This is a genomic window from Thioclava kandeliae (assembly GCF_040297545.1).
GTDB lineage: Bacteria > Pseudomonadota > Alphaproteobacteria > Rhodobacterales > Rhodobacteraceae > Thioclava > Thioclava kandeliae.
Genome location: NZ_JAYWLC010000020.1, coordinates 1 through 12147, shown reverse-complemented (window position 1 = coordinate 12147; position 12147 = coordinate 1). Strand labels below are relative to the sequence as shown.

General features: G+C 62.5%; 10 protein-coding genes. 3 read left to right on the top strand and 7 right to left on the bottom strand.

Annotation, left to right across the window (positions count from 1 at the left end; all coding sequences use genetic code 11):
* Positions 1-191 precede the first annotated feature (191 nt).
* From VSX56_RS17285 to VSX56_RS17265, 5 genes are all read right to left on the bottom strand, one after another.
* Positions 192-1151: a LysR family transcriptional regulator gene (locus VSX56_RS17285; RefSeq protein WP_350938893.1), complete on the bottom strand. Its 960-nt coding sequence runs from the start codon at positions 1149-1151 to the stop codon at positions 192-194.
* A gap of 176 nt (positions 1152-1327) precedes the next feature.
* A complete protein-coding gene (locus tag VSX56_RS17280; protein ID WP_350938891.1) occupies positions 1328-2575 on the bottom strand; it encodes a Zn-dependent hydrolase in 1248 nt (415 codons plus the stop codon).
* A 168-nt stretch (positions 2576-2743) separates the two neighbouring features.
* On the bottom strand, positions 2744-4057 hold the full coding sequence (locus VSX56_RS17275) for a c-type cytochrome (RefSeq protein WP_339115245.1): 1314 nt from the start codon (positions 4055-4057) through the stop codon (positions 2744-2746).
* Between the two features lie 3 nt (positions 4058-4060).
* Complete coding sequence (locus VSX56_RS17270) at positions 4061-5845, bottom strand: GMC family oxidoreductase (RefSeq protein WP_350938889.1); 1785 nt, start codon at positions 5843-5845, stop codon at positions 4061-4063.
* 19 nt (positions 5846-5864) lie between these two features.
* Complete coding sequence (locus tag VSX56_RS17265; protein WP_339115247.1) at positions 5865-6602, bottom strand: gluconate 2-dehydrogenase subunit 3 family protein; 738 nt, start codon at positions 6600-6602, stop codon at positions 5865-5867.
* A 441-nt stretch (positions 6603-7043) separates the two neighbouring features.
* Here VSX56_RS17265 and VSX56_RS17260 point away from each other — a divergent pair, with 441 nt between their 5' ends.
* Positions 7044-8072 carry a LacI family DNA-binding transcriptional regulator gene (locus tag VSX56_RS17260; RefSeq protein WP_339115248.1) on the top strand — a complete coding sequence of 343 codons (1029 nt, stop codon included), beginning with the start codon at positions 7044-7046 and terminating at the stop codon, positions 8070-8072.
* Here the strand turns inward: VSX56_RS17260 and VSX56_RS17255 are convergent.
* Positions 8056-9105 carry a LacI family DNA-binding transcriptional regulator gene (locus tag VSX56_RS17255; protein ID WP_339115249.1) on the bottom strand — a complete coding sequence of 350 codons (1050 nt, stop codon included), beginning with the start codon at positions 9103-9105 and terminating at the stop codon, positions 8056-8058. The two genes, VSX56_RS17260 and VSX56_RS17255, sit on opposite strands and share 17 nt — an antisense overlap.
* Before the next feature lie 88 nt (positions 9106-9193).
* Here VSX56_RS17255 and VSX56_RS17250 point away from each other — a divergent pair, with 88 nt between their 5' ends.
* A complete protein-coding gene (locus VSX56_RS17250) occupies positions 9194-10363 on the top strand; it encodes a phytanoyl-CoA dioxygenase family protein (RefSeq protein ID WP_350938886.1) in 1170 nt (389 codons plus the stop codon).
* 55 nt (positions 10364-10418) lie between these two features.
* A complete protein-coding gene (locus VSX56_RS17245) occupies positions 10419-11231 on the top strand; it encodes an SDR family oxidoreductase (RefSeq protein WP_350938884.1) in 813 nt (270 codons plus the stop codon).
* A 48-nt stretch (positions 11232-11279) separates the two neighbouring features.
* Here VSX56_RS17245 and VSX56_RS17240 read toward each other — a convergent pair whose 3' ends face one another.
* A complete protein-coding gene (locus VSX56_RS17240; RefSeq protein ID WP_339115252.1) occupies positions 11280-12059 on the bottom strand; it encodes a TIM barrel protein in 780 nt (259 codons plus the stop codon).
* Positions 12060-12147: the final 88 nt, after the last annotated feature.

The following is a 12147-nucleotide window of genomic DNA, read 5'->3' as shown; positions in this document are numbered from 1 at the left end:
AAATAGGGGCGGCACATACGCACCTGTCCCCGAGGGTCATTCCCGAATTGCTGTCAGGGCGATGGGCGTCACCCTGGAAGAAAGCTTGCGATGGCCCATCCGCGTTGTCGAATTATATCGGGCGATCCGTCCCATTAGTCTGCGCTATGGGGGATCGGATGCGGTTATGGGCCGGTCGTAAAAGGCCCTGATCACAGGACGGAACGGCCATAGACACGATCCTCGGGAGGACGGGTCTCGACCTGTTCGGTGAAGATGCGGTGCAATTCCTCGGCGATGCGTGAACGCAGCGGGGCTGGCTGTGTTACAAAATAGACCCCCGCCTGCGGGGTGCTTTCATAGGGCGGCAGCCGCCAGAGCCTGCCTGCCGCGCAGTCGCGCTCGACCACATGCACGGGCAACGGGCCGATACCGAAGCCCGCAATCACCATGCGCTTGATCTCCTCGAGATTATGCGAGCGCCCTACCAGATCGGGGTTGAGCCCGCAGCGCTGGCGCAGCGCCGTCAGTTCGTGGAGCGCACGGTTGCTGCTTTCGGCAAGATAGCCCACCGAGGAAAACCCCTCGAGATCGCTGACCGACAGGCCCTCGCGCCCGAAAAGCGGATGGGTCGGACCGCAATAGAGCCCGAAATGTTCCTGAAAGAGCAATGTATAATCGAGCTGCATATTATTACTATCACCCACGACACAAACGCCCATATCAGCGCGTTTGGCCGCGACCATGGCCAGCCCCTCGCGCGAGGCCTCGACCTGAAGCGTCAGCCGCACCTGAGGGTGGCGCTGATGGAAGGTTGCCAGGGCTGCATCGAAATCGGGGCTTTCCACATGCGAGGCCAGAACGATGGTCGCGTCTCCACTCAACACTTTCTCGGCCTCGCCCAGAGAGGCAGGCAGCCGCGAGACGGTGGCTGTGATCTCGAGCGCCTCGCCCAATAGCGCACGGCCGGCCTCGGTCAGCTCGAACATGGTCGAGGACCGCTCGATCAGCCGGTAGCCCACCTGTTCCTCGAGCCGCTTGAGGCTGCCCGAGACGGCGGGCTGGGTCAGGCACAGCCGCTGCGCGGCATCGGTAATCGAACTGGATTGCGCGATGGTGACGAAACTGCGCAGCAGGTTCCAGTCGAGATGCGAAAAGCCGATATCTTTCATCCGGAAAACCCCCTTCTGCTCCGGCGCGGTAGCACCAGAGCCTGCAATATGCTCAAGGGCGCCAAAGAGCGGCACTCCGGTCAAGGGGATCCTGTATACAACCCGAGGGCAATCAGCGCCGAAAACGGATCTGCTTAACGAAGAGGCAGCGCTCGGGGCTGACTGCGCTTAATCCATCACTCGGACTCAGCCGCCTCCTGCACCAGATCCAGCAAGATATCCGCCCCTTTCGCCGCCTGATCGGGGCTGCACCATTCGGCCTCGCTATGCGAGATCCCGCCCTCGCAGGGCACAAAAACCAGCGCAGTGGGGCAAAGTGCGCAGAAACTCAGCGCATCATGGGCGGTCAGTGTGGGCATCCGGGTGGCGGCATATCCGCGGGTCGCGGCGGCCTCCAGCCCCTTGCCGATCAGAGCCTCGTCAAAGAGGCAGGGCTCGCGGTAATGGCGGTGATCCAGTTCGATCACCAGCCCCGTCTCGGTCGCGATCCCGGCGCAGGCGGCCTCGATCCGCGCAACGGTTGCCTCGCGGATTGCCGGATCAAACCCCACGATCGCCCAAGACAGCTTGCTCAGATGCGGGATGTTTACGCGGTTATTGGGCCAGTTCTCGATGACCGAGGCGCTGACCATCCCATGAGGTTCGATACTGGCACCGATCGCATCAATCGCCAGCACCAGCTTCGCTGCCGCGGTCAGCGCATTGCGCCGTTTGGACATGGCCAGCGTCTGGGTATGGCCGTTCTCGCCACGGATCGTGGCATAGCCCGAGCACATGGCCGAGGAGCGCGTGACCATCGCGATGTCGAGGCCCGCCTCTTCCAGCTCCGGCCCCTGCTCGATATGCAGCTCGAAATAGCTGTGCGGCACAGCGCCCGGCACGGGGGTCGTGCCTGCCGCGCCGATCCGTGCCAGTTCGCCCTCAACGCTCGCACCCGTCGGATCGGTCCGCGAGAGCGCCTGCGTCAGATCCAGCGCGCCGGTATAGACCGCCGATCCCATCACGCCCGGCTGGAACCGCGCGCCTTCCTCATTGGTCCAGTTCACCACCTCGATCGGGCGGGCCGTGACAGTCCCTGCCGCATCGAGCGCACGACACACCGCAAGCCCCGCAAGCACCCCCAGAGGCCCGTCGAACTTCCCCCCCGGAAGCTGGGTGTCGAGATGGCTGCCAATCACGACAGGGGCCGCCTGCGGATTGCGCCCCTCGCGGCGGGCAAACATATTGCCGATCCGGTCCACACGCAGCGCGAGCCCCGCCTCCCTTGCCCAATGGGCAAAGAGTGCGCGCCCCTCGCGGTCAGCCGAGCTGAGCGCACCGCGCATCGAGCCACCCGCCGCTGTGCCACCGATGGCACCCAAGGTCATCAGATCCGCCCAGAGGCGCTCCTTGTCGATCCCGCCAAGCTGTGTCCTGCCATCCATATCCGCGCCTTTCCCCTAGCTTTCGCCAAAGGGAAACACGGAATGCGGCACAGCGCCAATCAGGACGCGCGATAGGGGCCATCGGCCAGATCTATGCGAAGGCCGGAGCACCAATGAAAAAGGCGCGGAGACATGCTCCGCGCCTTTCAACGTTCTGGTGCTGGTCGCTTAGTTGGCGCGACGCGGCTGGGCGGCATCCAGCTCCTTGCGCATCTCGGTGACCTGATCGACCGAGACGGGCTTGGCGCCATTGCCCCAGCTGTTGCGGACATAGTTCAGGATATCCGCGATCTGCTGGTCGTTGAACTTCCACGCGAAGGAGGGCATGCCCGCCGCTGTCTGACGATACTGGGTATAGGGCGCGCGGGCCCCCACCAGCATCGCGTGGATCATGCTGGCCGCATCATCCGACTGGAAGCCGGTATTGCTTGCAAAGGCGGGGATCATCCCGTCGATGCCTTCACCGTCAAGACCATGGCAGGCCGAGCAGTTGACTTCATATGTGTCGGCCAACGCGGATTTGGCATCGCCCAGATCCATCGGTTCGGCGGCTTTGTTGGTCGAGGCCGGAACCGATTTCAGATAGGTGGCCATCGCCATCGCATCATCTTCGGTCATGTATTGCAGCGAATGCTCGACCGCTTCGGCCATCGGACCACCGGCAGCCCCGAGGCTGTTGATGCCCGTGCGCAGATATTCGGCGATCTCCTCGGGCGAATGCTGCCCAAGGCCGACCGCGTCATTCGAGGTCAGATCGGCTGCATGGTAGCCTTCCAGCGGCGCACCCCAGAGATACTCGTCCGATTTCTCGGCGCTCAGGAGGTTACGCGGGCTGTGGCAGGCCGAGCAGTGGCCGGGGCCATCCACAAGGTATTTGCCGCGGTTCCATGCCTCGTCCTTGGACGTATCCGGCTCGAAGCCGTTATTGTCGAAGAACAGCATATCCCAGCCAGCCATCGCTAGGCGGATATTGAACGGGAAGCTCATACCGCCATTCTCGTCGATATCATTCTTCACCGGCTTGATCGTGGACATATAGGCCCAGAGATCATGCATGTCCGCATCGCTCAGCTTGGCATAGGCGGTATAGGGCATAGCCGGATAGAGGAGACCATGCGAGCCGATGCCCTGACGGACGGCGTTGAAGAAATCCCGCTCGGTCATCTTGCCGATACCGGTATCGGCATCGGGGGTGATGTTCGAGGAGACGAGCGTGCCGAAGGGCGTCTCGATCTTGTAGCCACCGGCGAAATCGCCTTGGCCTTTGGTGTGGCAGGCCGCGCAATCGCCCATACGCATGACATACTCACCACGCGTGATGGCGTCTTTGTCATCCGAATGGAAATCGGCCAATGCCACTTTGTCATCCGCCACCGAGGAGCGCTGCGTGTTGAGCGTATTATACGCCCAACCGCCTGCAACTACCGCGCCGACCACGACGATCGCGCCAATCGTGACGCCAATTTTCTTGCATTTCGACATGGATCAGCCCTCCACCAGCGGTGCGGGATTGTTGACATATTTCTCGTGGATTGCCTGTGCGGCACGCACGGCAAGTGCACCCACGGTCACGGTCGGGTTGTAGCCGCCATTGTTCGGGAAGGCAGAGGCGCCGACGACGAACAGGTTATGGCAGTCCCAGCTTTGCAGATAGGGGTTGAGCGCCGAGGTCGAGCGATCCGCACCCATGACCGCACCACCGATGGTGTGCGAGCTATGCTGCTTGTAGGGATTCCAGCTTTCGGCCGCCTGGTTATCGGTCGAGATGCCTTCGGCACCCGCCTCGATCATGATCTCCTTGGCCTTCGCGGTCATATAGGCAGCCATGTCACGGTCGTTGCGGTTCCAGTCGAAGGTCGTGCGCAGAAGCGGCTGACCATGACGGTCCTTATAGGTCGGATCGAGCGACAGATAGGCATCGCGGGTCGATTGCGAGGTGCCCTGAACGAAGATGTTGCCCGCTTCCTGATAGTCGCGCGCATAGGCTTCTTTCCACTCCGAACCCCAACGCTTGGAGCCGGGACGCAGACCGTTCATCTTGGCGATCGGACGCCCGTCGGTCGAATAGCCCATGATGCCCGCACCGCCGATGAAGTTCAGACCGGTATGGTCGAAGTTATCGCCGTTGAAGTCATCGATCTGCACGCCAAGCGCACCGGCACCGACAAACGGGTTCATTTTCGCGCCCGGGAAGAAGCCCGAGACAGAAGCGCAGGTCTGGTAGTTGTAGTTACGACCGATGGTACCCGTCTGGGTCTCGGGGTCGTATTGGGTGCCGACCTGGCTCAGCAGCATCAGGCGGACGTTGTCCATCTGATAGGCGGTGAAGACCACGATATCGGCCTCCTGGAAGCCTTCCTCGCCCTCGCGGGTGACGAAGTTCACGCCTTTCAGGGTCTTGCCGTCTTCATGCTTCACGCCATGCAACACTTCGGTCTCGGTCAGAACGGTGAAGTTCGGACGACGCATCAGCACCGGCAGGATACAGGCCTGCGGCGAGGATTTCGAGAAGTTGCCACAGCCGTGGAAGTCGCAGAAACCGCAATAGGTGCACGGGCCCATGGTGACGCCCAGCGGGTTCACATAGGCCTGGCTGAGGTTACCGGCGGGAATGGTGAAGGGATGGTAGCCCATGCCGTTCACGGTCTCGCGGTATTTTGCCATCCATGCGCTGTCTTTCAGCGCAGGCGTCGGATACTCGCGCGAACGCGGACCTTCGAAGACGTTACCACCCTCGAATTTCTGGCCCTTGATATTGCCAGCCTTGCCCGAGGTGCCCGCGATCCGCTCGAAACGGTCGTAATAGGGTTCCATATCCTCATAGGTGACACCCCAGTCCTGCAGGTGCAGGCCCTCGGCGCGCAGGCTTTCCAGCTTGGCCGAACCGTAACGCTTTGCGGTCTGGGTCGCGACCTGGAAGTCCCACGGCGTGAAGCGCCAGGACATCCCTGCCCAGTGGGTGCCGGCACCGCCGACGTTCCATCCGAACTGGTAGGCGTTCCAGTTGCGCACCGGAGCCGCGGTCTGGCCCGAGTTGTTACGGAAGGTGGTGGTTTCCACGCTCATCGGCTGCAGCATGGAACGGCGGGTATGCCATTTCAGCTCGTCAGGATCGACGGCGGGAGGGAAGTCGGTCGAGGTATCGCGCCATGCGCCACGCTCGATCGCGACCACGTTCAGACCTGCGCGGGTGAGCTCTTCGGCCATAACCGAACCGGCCCAGCCGAGGCCCACGATGACCACATCGGCCTTAGGACGTTCAATCGTCATAATAGTATACCTTCCGAGATCAGTTCGACGGGATCAGGGAGACGGTGGTCAGCCCCAGATCCTCGTTGTGGCGGTCGATATAGGGGCGGTAGTCATAGCGCGCGCCGGGGAAGCCGATCATCTTCCAGCCTGCCATATCCTTGTTGCCACCGTAGATCGGGTCCGCCAGATAGCCTTCGCGGGCGTTCTGCAACATCAGCTCGAAGAAAGCCTGACCGTTGACGTCATCGCCAAGATCGATCTCTCCGGCTTCCAGACCGCTCAGGATCTCGTCGATCCGGTCGGGCGAGAGCGCATGGAAGGCTGCGTTATCATTGGCCTGTGCATAGGCTTCGAGTGCCTTCAGACCCGTCTCGTAACGCTCGCGGGGCGAAGTCAGGAATTGCGGCGAGCCCATCAGCATCTCTTCGTTCTCGGGGCGCAGCGGGCCCTGAAGATAGAGTGCCTTGCCCGAACCGTAATCTCCTGCAAGCTGGGCATCCAGGAAATCAACGCAACCTGCGTCGCTTGCCGAGGGGCCGTTATCATCTGCGGGGATCAGGCGGTCGAAGACAGCAGTGACGGTCTTGCGGTCGGTCTCATTCGTAAGGACCTGCATAGCACCACCGCGACGCACAGGCGTCGTCAGGTGATCCGCACTTTGTGCAGTCTGGGCGGGAAAGCCCGAGAGTTCGGCAGCGGAGGATTTGCCTGCCAGAACCGTGGTCGTACCGGCGGCCAGTGCGCCAAGAGACCAGAGCGCTTCACGACGATTCATTCGGTTGGCTCCTGTTATAGGTTGCATCGTTCAAGCCAGATAGCGCACATTCACCGAAGATCACGCAGGCGTGAGGTGCGGTTTTGGCGTGGCAGACCGGAGCCAGAGGTCCAAAGCCATGAGGGGCTTGCGCTTCCGTCGGGGGGAGCCGACAGTGGGGAAGACAAGTGGTGCAGGCGACTGGACCCGCAACACCGGATATCCAAGCTTTGGCCGCTCTGTAGAAAGCGGAAGAGCGTTCAACAAGGTCTCAACTGTATAGTTTTGTATACCGCCGTCATTTCACTTCTTCGGGCCATCTAAACATCTAACGCTGACACATCATTTTGAGGCGAAAAATGATGTATACGCAGCTTATCAATTCTGATGTCGCCGAAACATTGACATATCGCGCGTATTTTTACTACTTGCTCGATTGATCCATCACATGGCCGAGTCACAATGAAACGCGCAACGATTGCAGATCTCGCACGCGAGTCGAATGTCAGTAAATCCACCATTGACCGGATCCTGAGCGGTCGGGGGTCGGTGAAATCGACCACCGTCGAACATGTTCTAGCTGTCGCCGAACGGATCAATTTCCATGCGACCGGCGCGATCCGGACGCAGCTCAATGACGGCACCGAGCCACGCGTTCTGGGGTTCGTCCTCAACGCGCGCGAGCGGGGCTTCTACCGCGATCTGGCCGAACATGCCCTGCGCCGCGTCGCGCGTCAGCCACGGATGCGTGCTGTGGTGCGTCATGTGCCCTCGCCCGACCCGGACCTGATGGTTTCGGCACTGATGGAACTGGCCCAAGAATGCGATGCCATCGCCTGTGCCTCGGTCGATGATCCGGTGATCAGCGAGGCGATCTCCGAGCTTGCGAGCCGCGGCATTCCGGTCTTTGCCCTGATCACCGATCTCTCGGCGCCCGAACGCGCGGGATTTGTGGGAGCCAATGAATGGCAGCTGGGGCGTAGCGCGGGATGGTTCATGTCGCTCCTTGCCCCCGAGGGTGGCACCATCGCGGTGCTCGACGGCTCGCATCGCTATACCAGCCAGCAATCCCAGAATGTCAGTTTCCGCGCCTTCCTGAACGGCGCACCCGCACAGTATCGCATTCTCGACAGCCGCTCGACGCAGGAGAATGACGGCATGGCACAGCGCATCATGACCGAGTTGCTGGAAGAATATGGCGCCGATCTGACCGGTCTGTTCGTGACAGGCGGCGGCATAGACGGGGTGATCGCCGCCCTTGAAGCGGCAGGTCCGCGCGGCCCCCGCCTGCGCGTCATCGCCAACGAACTGACCGAGCGCTCGCGCTCCGCGCTTCGGCGCGGACTGATCGATGTGCTTCTGGTCCATCCGGTGCAGGATATGATCGATGCCTCGATCGATGTGATGGACGAGGCGATCCGTGCGCCCGACAACGCACGCCAGATCCAGCGCACCCTGCCCTTCCGGATCATGATCAGCGAGAGCTGCTGACCTCCGGCCCGCCGAGATCCAGATAATCGCTGGGCAGCGCGATCTGGATCGCCGTCTCCTCGATCTCCACACCTTTCGGCAGGATCCGGTGATGACGGGCGAAATGCTGTGCCACCCGCCGCGCATCGAGACGGAAGTTGTGATGGAGCACGAAACTCAACCGACCCTGACGCAGGAGCGTCTCGTTGGTACGGTCCAGATCATGCGCCGCAAAGACCTGCGGACTGCGCCCCGCCTCGTCGAACGCCTCCAGTATCGCGCGGTTGGCGCCACCAGTGGAATAGACGCATGAAATGTCGGGATGCGCGGCCAGCGTCTGCGCCACGAGCGTCCTGGTGGTCCGGTTGACGCCCTGCCCGTCCGACAGCGTGACGCAGCGCATCTGTGGCGCGATCTGCGCCAGACAGGCCAGAAACCCCGTCCGGCGGCTTTCCTCGCCCTCGAACATCTGGCTCGATTGCGAGATCAGCACCCGTGCGGGCCCCGGCCCCATCATCTTCGCCATCAACCACGCAGCCCTGGCTCCCGCGCGGCCATTCTCCATGCCCACATAGGCCAGACGGCGGGCGGGCGCGAGATCGGTGACATAGCTCACCACCGGAATGCGCTTGGCGGCCAACAGATCCAGCTGTGCCTCGATGGCAGGCGTGGCCGGTAGCTTCACCATCACCCCATGGCTGCCACGCTTGGCGATGGCCGCGATCTTGGCGAGGATCTCGCGCTCGGTCATCACCTCGGCCAGATGGAAGCGCGCACGGATGGCGGCAGGCTTGGTCAGCGGCAGCTCGCTCTCGAAGGCCGCACGCACCGGATTGGTAAAGCGCAGCGGCGCCTGCATCACGATATCGATGGTCAGCCGCGTGCCCAGAGCCTGCGCCTCATGGGCCTGCGCCTCCAGCTCCTCGATGGCCTGCGCGACCCGCTGCGCGGTCTGCGCGCGCAGATGCGCCCGCCCATGCAGGGCACGGTCGACGGTGGCGGCGCTGAGCCCCGACTGAAGCGCGATTTCCTTGACGGTAAAACGATGGGCCATCTTCCGATTTGAGGTGATTTTGAGGTGAATGGCAACTACCCGTTGCACCTTTTGCACGACACTCTGGGGCCATCAGGAGGAGGACCCCATGACCATTCACCACGCCACCCGCCAACCCCCCGTCTGGATTAGCGCAAAGGATGCCGATTTCGCGACCTTCAGGGCGCAGGTCGAGCAGAGCACCGATCCCGCCACCGTGCCCCGTGCCAGCGAGGTGGTCTGCAACATACCGATCTATGAGGGCGCATTCGTTGAGACCTGCGCCACCAGCACCGATGCCGGACGCGATCTGATGGCCGAATGGGCGCGGGTCTTTGCACACGGGGCGGGGATCATCGTGATCCGGCAGGCTGTGCCCGACCACGCCGTCATCGACCGCGCGAGCGACGTTTTCGATGCGGTCATCGCGCACGAAAAGGCGGCGGCCATGGGCGGCGGCGACCATTTCGCCAAACCCGGCGCCAATGACCGGATCTGGAACAGCCTCGAGAAACACTGCCTTACCGACCCCGAGAATTTCGCCCGCTATTACGGCGCGAGCGCGCTCGCCATGGCGGCGCTGGCATGGATCGGGCCCGATTACCAGATGACCGCGCAGGTCAACCGCGTCAATCCGGGCGGGGCGGCGCAGACGGCGCATCGCGATTACCATCTGGGTTTCATGACGCCCTCGCGCATGGAGGACTATCCCTCGCATATCCATCACGTCTCGCCGATGCTGACGCTGCAGGGGGCGCTGGCGCATTGCGATATGCCGCTCGAGACGGGGCCCACCCTGTTCCTGCCCTTCTCGCAGCTCTTCTTCGAGGGCTATCTGGCCTATACCGAGGCCCCCTATCAGGACTATTTCGCGCAGCATCACGTCCAGCTGCCCTTGAAGAAAGGCGATGCGGTCTTCTTCAATCCGGCTGTGATGCACGGGGCGGGCCGCAATGTGACCGAAGACAGGTTCCGGCTCGTGAACCTGTTCCAGATCTCCTCGGCCTTTGGTCGTGCGATGGAAAGCGTCAATCGCGACGCGATGGTGCGCGCGCTCTATCCCGCACTCTCGGGCATGGCCCCCGATATCCGCCGCAATGCGGTGGCTGCCGCGGCCGAGGGCTATGCCTTCCCCACCAATCTCGACAGAAATCCTCCGATTGGCGGGCTTGCGCCGAAATCACAGGCCGCGCTCATGCTGCATGCCCTGGAGGAGGATCTGGACACGGCGCGCTTTGCCGCGATGATGGACGATCTGGTATGGAAGAACAAAAGCTGAGCCATAACGGGCCATGTGAAGCGCATGGCCCGTTCCATGGGGGGGGGAAAAAACGATGAACAGAATTGACGGAGCGATCGCGCTGGTGACAGGCGGCACGCAGGGACTGGGCGCTGCGATCGCGCGCTGCTTTGCCCATGCAGGAGCATCAGGGATTGCCATTGTCGGGCGCGATCAGGCCAAGGGCGAGGCCGTGGCCGCTTGTATCACACAAGAGACCGGCATTCCGGTGCTGATGATCGCGGCGGACCTGTCGGACCCGCAAACGCCCGCGCGGATCGTCAAGGAAGCACGCGCGCGGTTCGGGCGTGTGGACATTTTGGTGAATGCCGCAGCCCTCACCGATCGCGGCACGATCCTGTCGACCGATGTCGCACTTTTCGATGCGATCTTTGCCACCAATGTGCGTGCGCCCTTCTTCCTGATGCAGGAGGTCGTGCGCCAGATGATCGATCAGGGGATCGAAGGCCGGATCGTGAATATCGGCTCCACCTCGGAACATGCGGGCCAGCCCAATCTGTCGGCCTACTCCACCTCGAAAGGTGCACTGGCCACGCTCACACGCAACACGGCCTTCGCGCTGATGCGCAACCGGATCCGCGTCAACCAGCTCGATATCGGCTGGATGGCCTCCGATCACGAGCGCGCGCTCCAGATCGCCGAAACAGGAGATCCCGACTGGGAAGTGAAAGCCCGTGCCAACCTGCCCTTCGGTCGACTGGTCGATCCCGAGGAGGTCGCGCGTGCCGCACTCTATCTGGCCTCCCCCGATAGCGGTCTCATGAGCGGGGCTGTGATCCATTTCGACCAGTCGGTCTGGGGTGGCTATGACGGGCAGGCACCAGTCCCCGCGCAGCCACTGCAATAAAAAGAGCGCGCGGGGTGACCCGCGCGCCAGTCAGGGGATGGCGGACTGTCAGAGCGTGAAGGCTGCGACAAAGGCGTCGACGGCCGCATCGCTCTCGCCCTTGGCCCAGGCCTCCATTGCGACAGGCCCGCGATACCCCATCGCCTGCAACCCTCTGGCCACGCCTGCATAATTGATCTCGCCGGTTCCCGGCTCGCAGCGGCCCGGATTATCGGCCACCTGCACCTCGCCGATCCATGGCAGGCATTTCTCGCACCAGCGGATCAGGTCGCCCTCGCCGATCTGGGTATGATAGAGATCGAGATTGATCTTCAGCTGCGGCCGGTTTACCGCAGAGACAAGCGCCAGAACATCCGCCGTCGATCCGAACGGACAGCCCGGATGGTCCATCGGATTGAGGTTCTCGAGCGTGAAGACGACACCCTCCTCCTCCGCCATATCGCAGATCCGCTCGAGCGTCTCACGCGCCTTCAGCCACATCGCGCCCGTGACGACCTCGTGCTTCCAGATCGGAATGCCGCCATCGCCCAGACCGGTGCCGTGCAGGTTGAGGCGGCTGACCCCCAGCCGCTTGCCGACCTGCACCGTCTCGCGCGCCGAGGCAAGCAGCCTGTCGGCCCCCTCGCCATCGGCCAGACGGCCCTCGATATAGCCATTCATGATGGTGTAATTGGCGCCGACCTTCTCGAGCTTGGCCAGATCATGTTCCGGCCAGTTCCAGAGCCCGACGCCCAATCCGCGCTCGGTCAGGCGCGCCGCCCGCCACTCGATGGGCTTGTCGAGCCAGAGCATCTCAGCGCAGGCTGCAAGTTGGAAATCCTGTGTCATTCTGTATCCTCCCTGAAGTCTTTGGCCCTCAGGCCTCGACCGGTTGTTTTTGAGTGTTTGTCAGGCCGACCTCGTTTGCGATGCGTTT

What these genes read in the sequence shown, in the direction of transcription:
- VSX56_RS17285 (WP_350938893.1), bottom strand. Translation starts at nt 1,151, where the DNA reads ATGAAAGATATCGGCTTTTCGCATCTCGACTGGAACCTGCTGCGCAGT.
- VSX56_RS17280 (WP_350938891.1), bottom strand. Translation starts at nt 2,575, where the DNA reads ATGGATGGCAGGACACAGCTTGGCGGGATCGACAAGGAGCGCCTCTGG.
- VSX56_RS17275 (WP_339115245.1), bottom strand. Translation starts at nt 4,057, where the DNA reads ATGTCGAAATGCAAGAAAATTGGCGTCACGATTGGCGCGATCGTCGTG.
- VSX56_RS17270 (WP_350938889.1), bottom strand. Translation starts at nt 5,845, where the DNA reads ATGACGATTGAACGTCCTAAGGCCGATGTGGTCATCGTGGGCCTCGGC.
- VSX56_RS17265 (WP_339115247.1), bottom strand. Translation starts at nt 6,602, where the DNA reads ATGAATCGTCGTGAAGCGCTCTGGTCTCTTGGCGCACTGGCCGCCGGT.
- VSX56_RS17260 (WP_339115248.1), top strand. Translation starts at nt 7,044, where the DNA reads ATGAAACGCGCAACGATTGCAGATCTCGCACGCGAGTCGAATGTCAGT.
- VSX56_RS17255 (WP_339115249.1), bottom strand. Translation starts at nt 9,105, where the DNA reads ATGGCCCATCGTTTTACCGTCAAGGAAATCGCGCTTCAGTCGGGGCTC.
- VSX56_RS17250 (WP_350938886.1), top strand. Translation starts at nt 9,194, where the DNA reads ATGACCATTCACCACGCCACCCGCCAACCCCCCGTCTGGATTAGCGCA.
- VSX56_RS17245 (WP_350938884.1), top strand. Translation starts at nt 10,419, where the DNA reads ATGAACAGAATTGACGGAGCGATCGCGCTGGTGACAGGCGGCACGCAG.
- VSX56_RS17240 (WP_339115252.1), bottom strand. Translation starts at nt 12,059, where the DNA reads ATGACACAGGATTTCCAACTTGCAGCCTGCGCTGAGATGCTCTGGCTC.